We start from the raw sequence: 17510 nt of genomic DNA on the forward strand, positions 1-17510 counted from the left end.
TGTGATGACACAACCAATGCCTGGGAAACCGGCCGAAGACGCTGAAAATGAACTGGATATTCGTGGGTTGTTTCGTACCTTGTGGGCTGGGAAGCTATGGATTATTGGCATGGGGCTGGCGTTTGCGTTAATCGCGCTGGCGTATACGTTTTTTGCTCGTCAGGAGTGGAGCTCGACGGCGATTACCGATCGTCCAACGGTGAATATGCTGGGGGGATATTACTCGCAGCAGCAATTTTTGCGTAACCTGGATGTCCGTTCAAACATGGCTTCTGCCGACCAACCATCGGTCATGGACGAAGCCTATAAAGAGTTTGTTATGCAACTGGCCTCGTGGGATACCCGCAGAGAGTTCTGGCTGCAAACCGACTATTACAAGCAGCGGATGGTGGGCAACAGCAAAGCCGATGCGGCGTTGCTGGATGAAATGATTAACAACATCCAGTTTATCCCCGGAGACTTTACCCGCGCGGTCAATGACAGCGTGAAGCTTATTGCCGAAACCGCGCCTGACGCTAATAACCTGTTACGTCAGTATGTTGCTTTTGCCAGCCAGCGTGCAGCCAGCCATCTGAATGATGAGCTGAAAGGCGCATGGGCGGCACGCACCATCCAGATGAAAGCTCAGGTGAAGCGTCAGGAAGAGGTGGCGAAAGCCATCTACGACCGCCGGATGAACAGCATTGAGCAGGCGCTGAAAATTGCTGAGCAGCATAATATTTCGCGCAGTGCGACAGATGTGCCTGCCGAGGAATTACCTGATTCAGAAATGTTCCTGCTTGGGCGTCCAATGCTCCAGGCTCGACTGGAAAATTTACAGGCCGTCGGTCCGGCCTTTGATCTCGACTATGATCAGAATCGGGCCATGTTAAACACCCTGAATGTTGGTCCAACCCTGGATCCGCGTTTTCAGACCTATCGCTATTTGCGTACGCCGGAAGAACCGGTAAAACGCGATAGCCCACGTCGTGCCTTCCTGATGATTATGTGGGGCATTGTCGGGGGGCTGATCGGGGCTGGTGTCGCATTAACCCGCCGTTGCTCGAAATAGCAACACTGCTGCGGTGAGCGCAAAGGCGCTCGCCGCTTATTCGAAGAGAATCGATGTGAAAGTACTGACTGTATTTGGTACGCGCCCGGAAGCCATCAAGATGGCTCCGTTGGTGCATGCGTTGGCAAAAGATCCTTTTTTTGAGGCTAAAGTTTGCGTCACTGCGCAGCATCGGGAGATGCTCGATCAGGTGCTGAAACTCTTTTCCATTGTACCTGACTACGATCTCAACATAATGCAGCCAGGACAGGGCCTGACAGAGATAACCTGTCGGATTCTGGAAGGGCTAAAACCTATTCTTGCCGAGTTCAAACCAGACGTCGTGCTGGTTCACGGCGACACAACGACGACGCTGGCAACCAGCCTGGCGGCGTTTTATCAGCGTATTCCTGTTGGTCACGTTGAGGCTGGTTTACGCACGGGCGATCTCTATTCGCCGTGGCCGGAAGAGGCTAACCGTACATTGACCGGGCATCTGGCGATGTATCATTTCTCTCCAACCGAAACTTCCCGGCAAAACTTGCTGCGTGAAAACGTTGCAGATAGCCGAATCTTCATTACCGGTAATACAGTCATTGATGCACTGTTATGGGTGCGTGACCAGGTGATGAGCAGCGACACGCTGCGTTCAGAACTTGCGGCAAATTACCCGTTTATCGACCCCGATAAAAAGATGATTCTGGTGACCGGTCACAGGCGTGAAAGCTTCGGTCGTGGCTTTGAAGAAATCTGCCACGCGCTGGCAGACATCGCCACCACGCACCAGGACATCCAGATTGTCTATCCGGTGCATCTCAACCCGAACGTCAGAGAGCCGGTCAATCGCATTCTGGGGCATGTGAAAAATGTCATTCTGATCGATCCCCAGGAGTATTTACCGTTTGTCTGGCTGATGAACCACGCCTGGCTGATTTTGACCGACTCAGGCGGCATTCAGGAAGAAGCGCCTTCGCTGGGGAAACCGGTGCTGGTGATGCGCGATACCACTGAGCGTCCGGAAGCGGTGACGGCGGGTACGGTGCGTCTGGTAGGCACGGATAAGCAGCGAATTGTCGAGGAAGTGACGCGTCTTTTAAAAGACGAAAACGAATATCAAACTATGAGCCGCGCCCATAACCCGTATGGTGATGGTCAGGCATGCTCTCGCATTCTGGAAGCGTTAAAAAATAATCGGATATCACTATGAGTTTTGCGACCATTTCTGTTATCGGACTGGGTTACATCGGGCTGCCTACAGCAGCAGCGTTTGCCTCACGGCAAAAACAGGTGATTGGTGTCGATATCAACCAACACGCGGTTGATACCATCAATCGTGGCGAAATCCATATCGTCGAGCCTGATTTGGCGAGCGTAGTAAAAACTGCCGTAGAAGGCGGTTTTTTACGAGCGAGCACGACGCCAGTTGAAGCGGATGCCTGGCTGATTGCTGTACCCACGCCGTTTAAAGGCGATCATGAGCCAGATATGACCTACGTTGAATCGGCTGCTCGCTCCATTGCGCCAGTGCTGAAAAAAGGCGCGCTGGTGATCCTTGAATCCACCTCGCCGGTGGGGTCAACCGAGAAGATGGCAGAATGGTTAGCAGAGATGCGTCCGGATCTCACTTTCCCACAGCAGGTGGGCGAGCAGGCGGACGTCAACATTGCTTACTGCCCGGAACGCGTGTTACCGGGCCAGGTTATGGTCGAGCTGATTAAAAACGATCGCGTGATTGGTGGTATGACGCCGGTTTGTTCGGCCCGCGCCAGCGAACTGTACAAAATTTTCCTCGAAGGTGAGTGTGTCGTCACTAACTCGCGGACGGCGGAAATGTGTAAGCTCACCGAAAACAGCTTCCGCGATGTGAATATCGCTTTTGCTAATGAATTGTCGCTGATTTGTGCCGATCAGGGGATTAACGTCTGGGAACTGATTCGCTTGGCGAATCGTCACCCTCGCGTTAATATTCTTCAGCCTGGCCCTGGCGTGGGCGGTCACTGCATTGCTGTTGATCCGTGGTTTATCGTGGCACAGAACCCCCAGCAGGCGCGGCTTATCCGTACCGCGCGCGAAGTGAACGATCACAAACCGTTCTGGGTTATCGATCAGGTGAAAGCGGCGGTGGCTGATTGCCTGGCGGCTACCGATAAACGCGCCAGTGAACTGAAAATCGCCTGCTTTGGTCTGGCGTTTAAACCGAATATTGATGACCTGCGCGAAAGCCCGGCGATGGAAATCGCTGAACTGATCGCCCAGTGGCATAGCGGCGAAACTCTGGTTGTTGAGCCTAACATCCACCAGTTGCCGAAAAAACTGACCGGGCTTTGTACTCTGGCGCAGCTTGACGAGGCGCTGGCAACGGCAGACGTGCTGGTGATGCTGGTCGATCATAGTCAGTTCAAAGTTATCAATGGCGACAATGTCCATCAGCAGTATGTCGTCGATGCCAAAGGAGTCTGGCGCTGATGAGAAAAATTCTGATAACAGGTGGTGCCGGGTTTATTGGCTCGGCGCTGGTGCGTTATATCATCAACGAAACGAGCGACGCGGTGGTAGTGGTCGATAAGCTGACCTACGCCGGAAACCTGATGTCGCTGGCACCGGTCGCGCAAAGCGAGCGCTTTGCCTTTGAGAAAGTTGATATCTGCGATCGGGCAGAACTGGCGCGCGTATTCACTGAGCATCAGCCAGACTGTGTCATGCATCTGGCAGCCGAAAGCCATGTTGACCGTTCTATTGACGGCCCGGCAGCGTTTATTGAAACCAACATTGTCGGGACTTATACATTGCTTGAAGCGGCGCGGGCTTACTGGAATGCGCTAACGGAAGATAAAAAATCAGCGTTCCGTTTTCATCATATCTCCACTGACGAAGTATATGGTGACCTGCACTCGACGGATGATTTCTTCACCGAAACCACGCCGTATGCGCCGAGCAGCCCTTATTCCGCGTCAAAAGCCAGCAGCGACCATCTGGTGCGCGCCTGGCTGCGGACCTATGGTCTGCCGACGCTTATCACCAACTGCTCGAATAACTACGGCCCTTACCACTTTCCGGAAAAACTGATCCCGCTGATGATCCTCAACGCGCTGGCGGGTAAATCGCTGCCGGTATATGGCAACGGGCAGCAAATCCGTGACTGGCTGTATGTGGAAGATCACGCCCGCGCGCTGTATTGCGTGGCGACCACCGGGAAAGTCGGTGAAACCTATAATATTGGTGGTCACAACGAGCGTAAGAATCTCGATGTTGTGGAAACCATTTGCGAGCTGCTGGAAGAACTGGCTCCGAACAAGCCGCACGGCGTGGCGCACTATCGTGACCTGATCACCTTTGTCGCTGACCGTCCGGGGCATGATCTGCGTTATGCCATTGATGCTTCGAAAATTGCCCATGAACTTGGCTGGCTGCCGCAGGAAACCTTTGAAAGTGGAATGCGTAAAACGGTGCAGTGGTATCTGGCTAATGAAAGCTGGTGGAAGCAGGTGCAGGACGGCAGCTATCAGGGCGAGCGTTTAGGTCTGAAAGGCTAATTTTCAGCGGAGGCAAACATGAAAGGTATTATCCTGGCGGGCGGTTCCGGCACCCGATTGCATCCGATTACGCGCGGCGTATCGAAGCAACTGTTGCCGATTTACGATAAGCCAATGATTTACTATCCGCTGTCGGTGCTGATGCTGGCCGGTATCCGCGAAATTCTCATCATCACTACGCCGGAAGATAAAGGTTATTTCCAGCGCCTGCTGGGCGATGGTAGTGAGTTCGGTATCCAGCTGGAATATGCCGAACAGCCCAGCCCGGACGGTCTGGCGCAGGCCTTTATCATCGGTGAAACCTTCCTTAATGGTGAACCTTCTTGTCTGGTGCTGGGCGATAACATCTTCTTCGGTCAGGGCTTCAGTCCGAAGCTGCGTCATGTTGCGGCGCGCACGGAAGGGGCGACGGTTTTTGGCTATCAGGTGATGGACCCGGAACGCTTTGGCGTGGTGGAGTTTGACGACAATTTCCGCGCTATCTCGCTGGAAGAAAAGCCAAAACAGCCGAAGTCAAACTGGGCGGTGACCGGGCTTTATTTCTACGACAGTAAAGTCGTGGAGTACGCAAAGCAGGTGAAGCCGTCGGAGCGTGGTGAACTGGAGATTACCTCCATCAACCAGATGTACCTCGAGGCGGGCAACCTGACCGTTGAACTGCTCGGGCGCGGATTTGCCTGGCTGGACACTGGCACTCACGACAGCCTGATTGAAGCCAGCACCTTTGTACAGACGGTGGAAAAACGCCAGGGCTTTAAGATTGCCTGCCTGGAAGAGATCGCCTGGCGTAACGGCTGGCTCGATGACGAGGGTGTGAAGCGTGCTGCCAGTTCATTAGCGAAAACTGGCTACGGCCAATATCTGCTGGAGTTACTTCGTGCCCGTCCGCGCCAGTATTGAGCCACTAACTTGGGAAAACGCCTTCTTTGGTGTTAACAGCGCCATCGTGCGCATTACGTCTGAAGCACCGCTCCTGACGCCAGACGCGTTAGCGCCGTGGTCACGGGTGCAGGCCAAAATTGCGGCATCAAATACGGGTGAACTGGATGCCCTGCAACAGCTGGGATTCTCCCTGGTAGAAGGTGAAGTTGATTTGGCGCTACCCGTGAACAATGCCAGTGATAGCGGTGCTGTAGTGGCACAAGAGACCGATATTCCCGCATTACGTCAGTTAGCCAGCGCCGCATTTGCGCAAAGCCGTTTTCGTGCGCCGTGGTATGCGCCTGACGCCAGCAGTCGCTTTTATGCACAGTGGATTGAAAATGCCGTGCGCGGCACCTTTGATCATCAATGTCTGATTTTACGTGCGGCGTCCGGCGATATTCGCGGCTATGTCTCTTTACGGGAACTCAATGCGACAGATGCGCGAATAGGCCTGCTGGCTGGACGCGGTGCAGGTGCTGAGCTGATGCAAACGGCGCTAAACTGGGCGTATGCTCGCGGTAAAACAACTTTGCGGGTGGCGACCCAAATGGGCAACACCGCCGCGCTTAAACGATACATACAAAGTGGTGCGAATGTAGAAAGCACCGCGTACTGGTTATACAGGTGATCACATGATTCCATTTAACGCACCGCCGGTGGTGGGAACCGAACTCGACTATATGCAGTCGGCAATGGGTAGCGGCAAACTGTGTGGCGATGGCGGTTTTACCCGTCGCTGCCAGCAGTGGCTGGAGCAACGTTTTGGCAGCGTCAAAGTGTTACTGACGCCGTCCTGCACCGCTTCGCTGGAGATGGCGGCGCTGCTGCTCGATATCCAGCCTGGCGATGAAGTGATCATGCCGAGCTACACCTTTGTCTCCACCGCCAATGCCTTTGTGCTGCGTGGCGCGAAAATCGTCTTTGTGGATGTTCGCCCGGACACCATGAACATCGACGAAACGCTGATTGAAGCGGCGATCACCGACAAAACGCGCGTTATCGTGCCGGTCCATTACGCGGGTGTGGCCTGCGAAATGGACACCATTATGGCGTTGGCGAAAAAGCATAATCTGTTTGTGGTGGAAGATGCTGCTCAGGGCGTGATGTCCACTTACAAAGGGCGTGCACTGGGAACCATTGGTCATATTGGCTGCTTTAGCTTCCATGAAACCAAAAACTACACGGCGGGTGGTGAAGGCGGCGCGACGCTGATTAACGATAAAGCGTTAATCGAACGAGCCGAGATCATCCGTGAAAAAGGCACTAACCGCAGCCAGTTCTTCCGTGGTCAGGTCGATAAATATACCTGGCGCGATATTGGCTCCAGCTATTTGATGTCCGATCTGCAAGCTGCGTACCTGTGGGCGCAACTGGAAGCAGCGGATCGTATCAACCAGCAACGTCTGGCGCTGTGGCAAAACTACTACGATGCGTTAGCGCCTCTGGCGAAAGCCGGGCGTATCGAGCTGCCGTCGATTCCCGATGGCTGCGTGCAGAACGCGCATATGTTCTACATTAAACTGCGGGATATTGATGACCGGAGCGCGTTGATTAACTTTCTGAAAGAAGCGGAAATCATGGCGGTGTTCCATTACATTCCGCTGCACGGTTGCCCTGCGGGGGAACGCTTTGGTGAGTTCCACGGTGAAGATCGCTACACCACCAAAGAGAGCGAGCGCCTGCTGCGCCTGCCGCTGTTCTACAACCTGTCGCCCGTCAATCAGCGTACGGTAATTGCGACTTTGTTGAACTACTTCTCCTGATATGTCGTTGGCAAAAGCGTCCTTGTGGACGGCGGCCAGTACACTGGTCAAGATTGGTGCCGGGTTACTGGTCGGTAAGTTGCTGGCGGTGTCATTTGGTCCGGCGGGGCTTGGGCTGGCGGCAAATTTCCGCCAGTTGATTACCGTGCTCGGCGTGCTTGCCGGGGCTGGCATCTTTAACGGTGTAACCAAATACGTTGCCCAGTACCATGATAATCCGCAACAGCTGCGCCGCGTGGTCGGCACTTCATCAGCGATGGTACTTGGTTTCTCTACGCTGATGGCGCTGGTTTTTGTGCTGGCAGCTGCGCCAATCAGCCAGGGATTGTTTGGTAATACCGACTATCAGGGGCTGGTGCGTTTAGTGGCGCTGGTGCAAATGGGGATTGCCTGGGGCAACCTGTTACTGGCGCTGATGAAAGGCTTTCGCGATGCCGCAGGTAATGCGTTATCGCTGATTGTCGGCAGCTTGATTGGCGTTCTCGCGTACTACGTCAGTTACCGTTTGGGCGGTTATGAAGGGGCGTTGCTGGGTCTGGCGCTGATTCCCGCGCTGGTGGTGATTCCTGCCGCCATCATGTTGATCAAACGTGGTGTCATCCCGTTAAGCTATCTGAAACCCAGCTGGGATAACGGTTTGGCAGGGCAGTTGAGCAAATTTACGCTCATGGCGTTGATTACGTCGGTGACCTTGCCTGTTGCTTACATCATGATGCGTAAACTGCTGGCGGCGCAGTATAGCTGGGATGAGGTGGGGATCTGGCAAGGGGTGAGCAGTATTTCCGATGCCTACCTGCAATTTATTACGGCATCGTTCAGCGTATATTTGCTGCCCACGTTGTCGCGGCTAACGGAAAAGCGCGATATCACCCGGGAAGTGGTTAAATCGCTGAAATTCGTCTTACCGGCAGTGGCGGCGGCGAGTTTTACCGTCTGGTTGCTGCGTGATTTTGCTATCTGGCTGCTGTTGTCGAATAAATTTACCGCTATGCGCGATCTCTTTGCCTGGCAGTTAGTGGGTGATGTGTTAAAAGTGGGCGCTTATGTCTTTGGTTATCTGGTGATCGCCAAAGCTTCACTGCGGTTTTATATTCTGGCGGAAGTCAGCCAGTTCACTTTATTGATGGTATTTGCCCACTGGCTAATCCCTGCACATGGTGCACTGGGCGCGGCGCAGGCCTATATGGCAACCTATATCGTCTATTTTTCTCTTTGTTGTGGCGTGTTTTTACTCTGGCGTAGGCGGGCATGACTGTACTGATTCACGTACTGGGATCGGATATCCCTCACCATAACCGAACCGTTTTGCGGTTTTTCAATGACGCGCTGGCCGCGACGAGCGAGCACGCGCGCGAGTTTATGGTTGTTGGCAAGGACGACGGCTTAAGTGATAGCTGTCCGGCGCTTTCTGTGCAATTTTTCCCTGGGAAAAAATCGCTGGCGGAAGCGGTCATCGCGAAAGCAAAAGCTAACCGTCAGCAGCGTTTTTTCTTCCACGGTCAGTTCAATCCCAAACTGTGGCTGGCTTTGCTGAGTGGTGGCATTAAGTCCCGCCAGTTTTTCTGGCATATCTGGGGGGCAGATCTGTATGAGCTTTCCAGTGGCTTGAGATATAAGCTTTTTTACCCGCTACGTCGCCTGGCGCAAAAGCGAGTCGGCTGTGTATTTGCCACCCGCGGTGATTTGAGCTTTTTTGCCAAAACGCATCCAAAGGTGCGGGGCGAACTGCTGTACTTCCCGACGCGGATGGATCCTTCTCTCAATACGATGGCGAACGATCGGCAACGTGAAGGGAAAATGACCATTCTGGTGGGGAACTCCGGCGACCGCAGCAATGAGCATATTGCTGCCTTGCGCGCCGTTCATCAGCAATTTGGCGATACGGTAAAAGTGGTGGTGCCGATGGGATATCCGCCTAATAACGAAGCGTACATCGAGGAAGTTCGTCAGGCGGGGCTGGAGTTATTCAGCGAAGAAAATCTGCAAGTTCTGAGTGAAAAACTGGAATTTGACGCCTATCTCACGCTACTTCGTCAGTGCGATCTTGGTTACTTTATTTTTGCCCGCCAGCAGGGCATTGGTACGCTGTGCTTACTGATTCAGGCGGGTATTCCTTGTGTGCTTAACCGGGAAAATCCGTTCTGGCAGGATATGACGGAACAGCATTTGCCGGTGCTGTTTACTACCGACGATCTCAACGAGGATATTGTGCGTGAAGCGCAGCGCCAGTTGGCGTCGGTGGATAAAAACACCATTGCCTTCTTTAGCCCTAACTATCTACAAGGCTGGCAGCGGGCGTTGGCGATTGCCGCCGGGGAGGTCGCATGAGTCTGCTGCAATTCAGTGGCCTGTTTGTGGTCTGGCTGCTCTGCACGCTGTTTATTGCCACGCTGACCTGGTTTGAGTTTCGCCGTGTGCGCTTTAACTTCAATGTCTTCTTTTCATTGCTGTTTTTGCTCACCTTTTTCTTCGGCTTCCCGCTGACCAGCGTGCTGGTATTTCGCTTTGATGTTGGTGTCGCGCCGCCAGAAATCTTGTTGCAGGCGTTGCTTTCTGCGGGCTGCTTCTACGCGGTTTACTATGTCACCTACAAAACCCGCCTACGCAAACGCGTTGCTGATGTACCGCGCCGTCCGCTGTTTACCATGAATCGCGTGGAGACCAATCTTACGTGGGTGATCCTGATGGGTATCGCGCTGGTAAGCGTCGGCATCTTCTTCATGCACAACGGCTTTTTGCTGTTCCGGCTTAACTCCTACAGTCAGATCTTTTCCAGTGAAGTCTCCGGCGTGGCGTTAAAACGCTTCTTTTACTTTTTCATCCCGGCGATGCTGGTGGTCTACTTTCTGCGCCAGGACAGCAAAGCGTGGCTGTTTTTCCTCGTCAGCACGGTCGCCTTTGGCTTGCTGACTTATATGATTGTCGGCGGCACTCGCGCCAATATCATCATCGCATTCGCTATCTTCCTGTTTATTGGCATTATTCGCGGCTGGATTTCGTTGTGGATGCTGGCGGCGGCGGGCGTGCTGGGGATTGTTGGCATGTTCTGGCTGGCGCTAAAACGCTATGGAATGAATGTGAGCGGCGATGAAGCGTTCTATACGTTTCTCTATCTCACTCGCGACACCTTCTCGCCGTGGGAGAATCTGGCGTTGCTGTTGCAGAACTACGACAACATCGACTTCCAGGGCCTGGCTCCAATTGTCCGCGATTTCTATGTCTTTATCCCTTCCTGGCTGTGGCCGGGTCGCCCGAGTATGGTGCTGAACTCCGCCAACTACTTTACCTGGGAAGTGCTGAATAACCACTCCGGACTGGCGATCTCGCCTACGCTTATAGGCTCACTGGTGGTGATGGGCGGCGCGTTGTTCATCCCGCTCGGGGCGATTGTGGTTGGACTGATCATCAAATGGTTCGACTGGCTGTATGAGCTGGGCAACCGCGAGACTAATCGCTATAAGGCTGCGATATTGCACAGTTTCTGCTTTGGGGCGATCTTCAATATGATCGTGCTGGCACGTGAAGGGCTGGATTCGTTTGTCTCACGCGTAGTCTTTTTTATCGTGGTCTTCGGCGCATGTCTGATGATCGCAAAACTGTTGTACTGGCTTTTTGAAAGCGCCGGACTCATTCATAAACGTACAAAATCATCGCTCCGGACGCAGGTTGAAGGATAACAATGAATAACAACACCACGGCACCGACCTATACGCTGCGTGGCTTACAGTTGATTGGTTGGCGTGATATGCAGCACGCCCTCGATTATCTGTTTGCTGACGGGCAGCTTAAGCAGGGAACGCTGGTTGCCATTAATGCTGAAAAAATGCTGACCATTGAAGATAACGCCGAGGTCAGGGAGTTAATTAACGCTGCCGAATTTAAATATGCGGATGGCATCAGCGTTGTACGTTCAGTACGTAAAAAGTACCCGCAGGCGCAGGTTTCCCGCGTTGCCGGTGCCGATCTCTGGGAAGAGCTGATGGCGCGCGCAGGCAAAGAAGGGACGCCGGTATTTCTTGTGGGCGGTAAACCTGAAGTGCTGGCGCAAACTGAAGCTAAACTGCGCAACCAATGGAATGTGAATATCGTTGGCAGTCAGGATGGTTATTTTAAACCCGAGCAGCGTCAGGCGCTGTTTGAACGCATTCATGCCAGCGGAGCGCAAATCGTCACCGTTGCGATGGGATCGCCAAAGCAGGAGATCTTCATGCGCGACTGCCGTCTGGTGCATCCAGATGCGCTGTATATGGGCGTTGGCGGGACTTACGATGTTTTCACCGGTCACGTAAAACGCGCACCGAAAATCTGGCAAACGCTGGGACTGGAGTGGCTCTACCGCCTGCTTTCGCAGCCGAGCCGCATTAAGCGTCAGCTTCGTTTGCTGCGTTATTTACGCTGGCATTACACCGGCAACCTCTGATTTTCCTCTCTTTGTAAAGCGACGGAGTGGTCACTTCATCGCCTGCCTGTCTTTTTATTACACAAAGCATTCAAATTTTTAATGCTTTATTTGCCATTTCGCCTGAATTACGAAAACATTCGCAACACTCGATGTACCCATAACGATAACCGGTAACACCGGAAAGCATGCAAACACAACACGAGGATTTATGGCAGATAACAAACCAGAGCTACAGCGTGGGCTGGAAGCTCGACATATCGAACTCATCGCCCTGGGGGGCACCATTGGCGTCGGCCTGTTTATGGGGGCCGCCAGTACCCTGAAATGGGCCGGGCCATCCGTATTGTTGGCCTATATCATCGCCGGGCTGTTCGTCTTTTTCATCATGCGTTCAATGGGCGAAATGTTGTTCCTCGAACCGGTTACCGGTTCGTTCGCCGTTTATGCGCATCGTTATATGAGCCCGTTCTTTGGCTATCTCACCGCCTGGTCTTACTGGTTTATGTGGATGGCCGTGGGGATCTCTGAAATCACCGCCATTGGCGTTTATGTCCAGTTCTGGTTCCCGGAGATGGCGCAGTGGATACCCGCATTGATCGCAGTGGCGCTGGTGGCGTTGGCGAATCTGGCGGCGGTGCGGTTGTACGGCGAAATCGAGTTCTGGTTCGCGATGATCAAAGTCACCACGATTATCGTGATGATTGTCATTGGCCTGGGCGTGATTTTCTTTGGCTTTGGCAATGGCGGGCAGTCGATTGGTTTTAGCAATCTCACAGAGCACGGGGGGTTCTTTGCTGGTGGCTGGAAAGGGTTCCTGACGGCATTGTGTATTGTGGTGGCGTCCTACCAGGGCGTGGAGCTGATTGGCATTACTGCCGGTGAAGCGAAGAATCCGCAGGTGACGCTGCGCAGTGCCGTAGGCAAGGTGCTGTGGCGAATCCTGATTTTCTACGTTGGCGCGATTTTCGTTATCGTCACCATCTTCCCGTGGAATGAAATAGGCAGCAACGGCAGCCCGTTCGTACTGACTTTTGCCAAAATCGGTATTACCGCAGCGGCGGGCATTATCAACTTTGTGGTGCTGACGGCTGCGCTCTCTGGCTGTAACAGCGGCATGTACAGTTGCGGACGTATGCTCTACGCACTGGCGAAAAACCGTCAGTTACCGGCGGCGATGGCGAAAGTTTCCCGTCACGGCGTACCAGTTGCGGGTGTGGCAGTATCTATTGCTATTCTGCTAATTGGCTCATGCCTGAACTACATCATTCCCAATCCGCAGCGTGTGTTTGTCTACGTCTACAGTGCCAGCGTGCTTCCGGGGATGGTGCCATGGTTTGTGATATTGATAAGCCAGCTGCGTTTTCGGCGTGCACATAAAGCGGCGATTGCCAGCCATCCGTTCCGCTCAATCCTGTTCCCGTGGGCCAACTACGTAACAATGGCATTCCTGATTTGCGTTTTGATCGGCATGTACTTTAATGAAGATACGCGTATGTCGCTGTTTGTTGGCATCATCTTTATGCTGGCGGTGACGGCGATTTATAAAGTTTTTGGCCTTAATCGCCACGGGAAAGCGCATAAACTGGAGGAATAAGCAGCAAAACGCACAAACCGTAACCAAACGCGCAATTTATTTAAAAAGGGACTAGACAGAGGGGTGGGAAGTCCGTATTATCCACCCCCGCAACGGCGCTAAGCGCCCGTAGCTCAGCTGGATAGAGCGCTGCCCTCCGGAGGCAGAGGTCTCAGGTTCGAATCCTGTCGGGCGCGCCATTTAGTCCCGGCGCTTGAGCTGCGGTGGTAGTAATACCGCGTAACAAGATTTGTAGTGGTGGCTATAGCTCAGTTGGTAGAGCCCTGGATTGTGATTCCAGTTGTCGTGGGTTCGAATCCCATTAGCCACCCCATTATTAGAAGTTGTGACAATGCGAAGGTGGCGGAATTGGTAGACGCGCTAGCTTCAGGTGTTAGTGTCCTTACGGACGTGGGGGTTCAAGTCCCCCCCCTCGCACCACGACTTTAAAGAATTGAACTAAAAATTCAAAAAGCAGTATTTCGGCGAGTAGCGCAGCTTGGTAGCGCAACTGGTTTGGGACCAGTGGGTCGGAGGTTCGAATCCTCTCTCGCCGACCAATTTTGAACCCCGCTTCGGCGGGGTTTTTTGTTTTCTGTGCATTTCGTCACCCTCCCTTCGCAATAAACGCCCGTAATAACTCATTGCCCCACGGTATGATTTCGCCCTTAACGTATTGAAGGATGACTTCAGGCAAGGAGCGACCATGCTGCAACAGGTTCCAACGCGTGCTTTTCATGTGATGGCGAAACCGAGCGGTTCCGATTGTAATCTGAACTGTGACTACTGTTTTTATCTCGAAAAACAATCCCTTTACCGCGAAAAGCCAGTCACGCATATGGACGATGACACGCTGGAAGCGTATGTCCGTCACTATATCGCTGCCAGCGAACCGCAAAACGAAGTGGCTTTTACCTAGCAGGGCGGCGAACCAACGCTACTCGGGCTGGAGTTTTACCGCCGTGCCGTAGCGCTACAGGCGAAATATGGTGCTGGCAGGAAGATAAGTAACAGCTTCCAGACTAACGGCGTGCTGCTCGATGATGAATGGTGTGCATTTCTGGCAGAAAATCATTTTCTTGTTGGGTTATCGCTGGATGGTCCGGCTGAGATCCACAATCAATATCGCGTGACCAAAGGCGGCAGACCCACGCATAAACTGGTGATGCGTGCCCTGACGCTGCTGCAAAAACATCATGTCGACTATAACGTGCTGGTCTGCGTTAATCGCACCAGCGCGCAGCAACCGTTGCAGGTATATGATTTTTTGTGCGATGCGGGAGTGGAATTCATCCAGTTTATTCCGGTGGTCGAGCGCCTGGCTGATGAAACGGCTGCCCGCGAAGGACTGAAACTACATGCGCCTGGTGATATTCAGGGGGAACTGACGGAATGGTCTGTGCGCCCCGAGGAGTTCGGTGAATTTCTGGTGGCGATATTCGACCACTGGATTAAACGCGACGTCGGCAAGATTTTCGTGATGAATATCGAATGGGCGTTTGCCAATTTTGTCGGTGCGCCGGGTGCGGTTTGCCATCATCAGCCAACCTGTGGGCGCTCGGTGATTGTTGAGCACAATGGCGACGTTTACGCCTGCGATCACTATGTTTATCCGCAATATCGACTGGGGAATATGCACCAGCAAACAATTGCAGAAATGATCGATTCCCCGCAACAGCAGGTGTTTGGTGAAGATAAATTTAAGCAATTACCGGCGCAGTGTCGCAGTTGTAACGTGTTAAAAGCATGTTGGGGAGGCTGCCCGAAACACCGCTTCATGCTCGATGCCAGCGGCAAACCGGGACTGAATTATTTGTGTGCCGGGTATCAGCGTTATTTCCGCCATCTACCGCCATATCTTAAAGCAATGGCTGATTTGCTGGCGCACGGTCGCCCGGCCAGCGACATTATGCAGGCGCATTTGCTGGTGGTGAGTAAGTAAAAAAGCGGCCATTTTGTGGTCGCCTGCGGTTGATTGCCGGATGCGGCGTAAACGCCTTATCCGGCCTACATGATCGTGCAAATTCAATAAATTGCAGCGTTCTGTAGGCTGGATAAGATGCGTCAGCATCGCATCCGGCAAAGGCAGATCTCAGCGATAGCGCCGGCTTAATCAGATTTAATCTGCGCGCGTGGTGGATACTTTTTCAGGATCTCCATATACGCGTGCATTTCGGTCTGTAGCGGTACACCCATCGGAATATGGCGCACGCCGATGGAGTCGCTTTCCTGCGGATCGGTGTAGAGGTTAAACACCGACGATCCCGCCGTTTGCATTACTGTGCCGGTGAATCCACCCTGATATCCGCTCTGGGTATAAGCGTAAGGTTGCTGAATCAGGACGTGATACTTGAACTCATCCATACGCACAGCAGCGAGTTTACCGTTGAGGAAGTAGTGCTCGGCCTTACGGTTAGACTGACCATTTGTTCCCAGGAAGAAAGATGTCTGGTCCACACCATCGATAAAGGTGGTTTTCGGCACTAAATTCGCCACTTTCGCACCAGGATGCCCCGCCAGATCCAGTGCTGTTGGGAAGAGATCTGCCAGATCAACAATACCGTCAGATTTACGCGGTTGGATCATGCCTTTCCAGTAAACGAAAGTCGGTACGCGAACGCCGCCTTCCCAGGTAGATCCTTTCGCACCACGGAACGGTGTGCGTCCGTGCGGCGGTACTTCGGCTTCCGGTCCGTTATCGGAGGTAAAGACAATCAGCGTGTTATCAAGCTGACCGTTTTTCTCCAGTGCTTTATACAGATTAGCGAACACATCGTTCATTTCCACCATGCAGTCGCCATACGAGGTGCGTGCCGGAGAGCTACCCGCATATTTGGCGTTCGGGTAGTTATCGAAGTGACAGCCGCGAGTGCCGTAATAGAGGAAGAAAGGCTTATCACTCTTCGCCATCTTGTCGAGGAACTTAACGCCATATTCCATCCAGCGTTGATCCAGATCTTCCATATATTTCGGCGTAATGTCGGCAATGGCCTGTTGTTCGCCGCCGCGCACCGCATGAACGTCATCTTTGCTAAATGGTAATTGCTTGATGTATTCAGAACGGTCCGGACTCAGGGCCACTTCCGGGTTTACGTGAACGTCGCGCCATTCGGTGTACATATCAGACACCGAGTTAAAGCCACGGAAATCATCAAAGCCAACGTTCTGCGGCTGCGACTCTTTGTTTTCCCCCATATGCCATTTCCCGATGGCCTGAGTGACGTAGCCCTGATCGTGCAGCAACTGCGGCAGCGTGGTTAACCCTTGCAGCCCGCCCGGTTGCCCGTACATTGGCGGCATCAGAATGCCGTGGTGGATGGAGTATTGTCCGGTGAGAATGGTGGCGCGGGTTGGGGAAGAGCTTGGTTGAGAATACGCCGAAGTTAAAATCAGCCCCTGGCTGGCAACGGCGTCGATATCTGGTGTAGGGTTACCCACCGCCACGCCGCCACCGTTAAAACCGACGTCCATCCAGCCCACATCGTCCAGCAAGAAAACAACCACATTCGGTTTCTTACCGGTTTTTTTTTCAAGTTCTGCCAGCTTCTGCTGGGTTTCTTTATCCTGCGCCGGATGCTGCATTACTGGCATCATGTTGTCGGCAATAGTGGTCGCCGGTTTAACCAGATACTGGTTTGGGTGATCGTATCCGGCAAAGCCTTTGCGTGCGGTGGCAGTTGACGGGGTATCTGCTGCGCTGGCCATGAGAGGAAGAGCGGCGGCGACAGCAACAACAAGAAGTTTGGGTGAAAACGAAAATTCCATGCAAAATGCTCCGGTTTCATGTCAACAAAATGATGACGTAATTAAGCATTGATAATTGAGCTCCCTCTCCCTGACAGGATGATTACATAAATAATAGTGATAAAAATAAATTATTTATTTATCCAAGAAATTAATTTAAAAATCAGGAGAGCGTTTTCAATCCTACCTCTGGCGCAGTTGATATGTAAGGCAGGTTTATTATATCGCGTTGATTATTGATGCTGTTTTTAGTTTTAACGGCAATTAATATATGTGTTATTAATTGAATGAATTTTATCATTCATAATAAGTATGTGTAGAATCAAGCTCAGGGTAAATATTCACTCAGAAAGTTATTACTCAGGAAGCCAAGAGGATTACAGAATTATCTCATAACAAGTGTTAAGGGATGTTATTTCCCGATTCTCTGTGGCATAATAAACGAGTAGATGCTCATTCCATCTCTTATGTTCGCCTTAGTGCCTCATAAACTCCGGAATGACGCAGAGCCGTTTACGGTGCTTATCGTCCACTGACAGAT

The 17510-nt window shown here is 52.6% G+C and carries 13 protein-coding genes, 4 tRNA genes and 1 pseudogene; 17 read left to right on the top strand and 1 reads right to left on the bottom strand.

All coding sequences use genetic code 11. The annotated features are described in order from the left end of the window. Positions 1-4: 4 nt before the first annotated feature. The 17 genes and pseudogenes from wzzE to OQV04_RS06275 all read left to right on the top strand — a co-directional run bounded on the left by wzzE (position 5) and on the right by OQV04_RS06275 (position 15167). Complete coding sequence (gene wzzE / locus OQV04_RS06195) at positions 5-1051, top strand: ECA polysaccharide chain length modulation protein (protein ID WP_001295256.1); 1047 nt, start codon at positions 5-7, stop codon at positions 1049-1051. Between the two features lie 55 nt (positions 1052-1106). After that, positions 1107-2237 (top strand): non-hydrolyzing UDP-N-acetylglucosamine 2-epimerase, encoded by a 1131-nt coding sequence (wecB, locus tag OQV04_RS06200; RefSeq protein WP_000866672.1) that lies wholly within the window; start codon positions 1107-1109, stop codon positions 2235-2237. Next, on the top strand, positions 2234-3496 hold the full coding sequence (gene wecC / locus OQV04_RS06205; protein ID WP_000006621.1) for a UDP-N-acetyl-D-mannosamine dehydrogenase: 1263 nt from the start codon (positions 2234-2236) through the stop codon (positions 3494-3496). The genes wecB and wecC overlap by 4 nt, the downstream gene beginning before the upstream one ends. Next, positions 3496-4563: a dTDP-glucose 4,6-dehydratase gene (gene rffG, locus OQV04_RS06210; protein ID WP_001226600.1), complete on the top strand. Its 1068-nt coding sequence runs from the start codon at positions 3496-3498 to the stop codon at positions 4561-4563. The genes wecC and rffG overlap by 1 nt, the downstream gene beginning before the upstream one ends. Before the next feature lie 18 nt (positions 4564-4581). Then, positions 4582-5463 (top strand): glucose-1-phosphate thymidylyltransferase RfbA, encoded by an 882-nt coding sequence (gene rfbA, locus OQV04_RS06215; protein WP_000676056.1) that lies wholly within the window; start codon positions 4582-4584, stop codon positions 5461-5463. After that, positions 5441-6115 (top strand): dTDP-4-amino-4,6-dideoxy-D-galactose acyltransferase, encoded by a 675-nt coding sequence (rffC, locus tag OQV04_RS06220; protein WP_001145183.1) that lies wholly within the window; start codon positions 5441-5443, stop codon positions 6113-6115. Before rfbA ends, rffC begins: the two co-directional genes overlap by 23 nt. Before the next feature lie 4 nt (positions 6116-6119). Further along, complete coding sequence (rffA, locus tag OQV04_RS06225) at positions 6120-7250, top strand: dTDP-4-amino-4,6-dideoxygalactose transaminase (RefSeq protein ID WP_000612071.1); 1131 nt, start codon at positions 6120-6122, stop codon at positions 7248-7250. A gap of 1 nt (position 7251) precedes the next feature. Beyond that, positions 7252-8502, top strand: coding sequence for a lipid III flippase WzxE (wzxE, locus tag OQV04_RS06230; RefSeq protein ID WP_000050265.1), 1251 nt, complete (start codon positions 7252-7254; stop codon positions 8500-8502). After that, on the top strand, positions 8499-9578 hold the full coding sequence (gene rffT / locus OQV04_RS06235; RefSeq protein WP_032281907.1) for a TDP-N-acetylfucosamine:lipid II N-acetylfucosaminyltransferase: 1080 nt from the start codon (positions 8499-8501) through the stop codon (positions 9576-9578). The genes wzxE and rffT overlap by 4 nt, the downstream gene beginning before the upstream one ends. Further along, the gene (wzyE, locus tag OQV04_RS06240; RefSeq protein ID WP_000055132.1) at positions 9575-10927 is read left to right on the top strand and encodes an ECA oligosaccharide polymerase; all 1353 of its coding nucleotides are present in this window, start codon (positions 9575-9577) and stop codon (positions 10925-10927) included. The genes rffT and wzyE overlap by 4 nt, the downstream gene beginning before the upstream one ends. Before the next feature lie 2 nt (positions 10928-10929). After that, positions 10930-11670, top strand: a complete 741-nt coding sequence (gene wecG, locus OQV04_RS06245; protein ID WP_001064038.1) for a lipopolysaccharide N-acetylmannosaminouronosyltransferase — start codon at positions 10930-10932, stop codon at positions 11668-11670. Between the two features lie 190 nt (positions 11671-11860). Then, positions 11861-13246, top strand: a complete 1386-nt coding sequence (gene thrP, locus OQV04_RS06250; protein WP_000774731.1) for a bifunctional threonine/serine APC transporter ThrP — start codon at positions 11861-11863, stop codon at positions 13244-13246. 102 nt (positions 13247-13348) lie between these two features. After that, a tRNA-Arg gene (locus OQV04_RS06255) sits at positions 13349-13425 on the top strand. A 58-nt stretch (positions 13426-13483) separates the two neighbouring features. Then, a tRNA-His gene (locus tag OQV04_RS06260) sits at positions 13484-13559 on the top strand. Between the two features lie 20 nt (positions 13560-13579). Beyond that, a tRNA-Leu gene (locus OQV04_RS06265) sits at positions 13580-13666 on the top strand. Positions 13667-13708: 42 nt separating this feature from the next. Then, positions 13709-13785, top strand: a tRNA-Pro gene (locus tag OQV04_RS06270). A gap of 146 nt (positions 13786-13931) precedes the next feature. After that, positions 13932-15167: pseudogene (locus OQV04_RS06275) on the top strand (anaerobic sulfatase maturase). A 167-nt stretch (positions 15168-15334) separates the two neighbouring features. Here OQV04_RS06275 and aslA read toward each other — a convergent pair. Continuing rightward, positions 15335-16990, bottom strand: coding sequence for an arylsulfatase AslA (aslA, locus tag OQV04_RS06280; protein ID WP_000395856.1), 1656 nt, complete (start codon positions 16988-16990; stop codon positions 15335-15337). Positions 16991-17510 lie beyond the last annotated feature (520 nt).

The organism is Escherichia sp. Lx600-2, from assembly GCF_036662595.1.
Taxonomy (GTDB): domain Bacteria; phylum Pseudomonadota; class Gammaproteobacteria; order Enterobacterales; family Enterobacteriaceae; genus Escherichia; species Escherichia coli.

Bases quoted from the DNA above. Each gene is read 5' to 3' on its own strand.
- wzzE (WP_001295256.1), top strand. From the start codon at position 5: ATGACACAACCAATGCCTGGGAAACCGGCCGAAGACGCTGAAAATGAA.
- wecC (WP_000006621.1), top strand. From the start codon at position 2,234: ATGAGTTTTGCGACCATTTCTGTTATCGGACTGGGTTACATCGGGCTG.
- rffG (WP_001226600.1), top strand. From the start codon at position 3,496: ATGAGAAAAATTCTGATAACAGGTGGTGCCGGGTTTATTGGCTCGGCG.
- rfbA (WP_000676056.1), top strand. From the start codon at position 4,582: ATGAAAGGTATTATCCTGGCGGGCGGTTCCGGCACCCGATTGCATCCG.
- rffA (WP_000612071.1), top strand. From the start codon at position 6,120: ATGATTCCATTTAACGCACCGCCGGTGGTGGGAACCGAACTCGACTAT.
- wzxE (WP_000050265.1), top strand. From the start codon at position 7,252: ATGTCGTTGGCAAAAGCGTCCTTGTGGACGGCGGCCAGTACACTGGTC.
- rffT (WP_032281907.1), top strand. From the start codon at position 8,499: ATGACTGTACTGATTCACGTACTGGGATCGGATATCCCTCACCATAAC.
- wzyE (WP_000055132.1), top strand. From the start codon at position 9,575: ATGAGTCTGCTGCAATTCAGTGGCCTGTTTGTGGTCTGGCTGCTCTGC.
- wecG (WP_001064038.1), top strand. From the start codon at position 10,930: ATGAATAACAACACCACGGCACCGACCTATACGCTGCGTGGCTTACAG.
- thrP (WP_000774731.1), top strand. From the start codon at position 11,861: ATGGCAGATAACAAACCAGAGCTACAGCGTGGGCTGGAAGCTCGACAT.
- aslA (WP_000395856.1), bottom strand. From the start codon at position 16,990: ATGGAATTTTCGTTTTCACCCAAACTTCTTGTTGTTGCTGTCGCCGCC.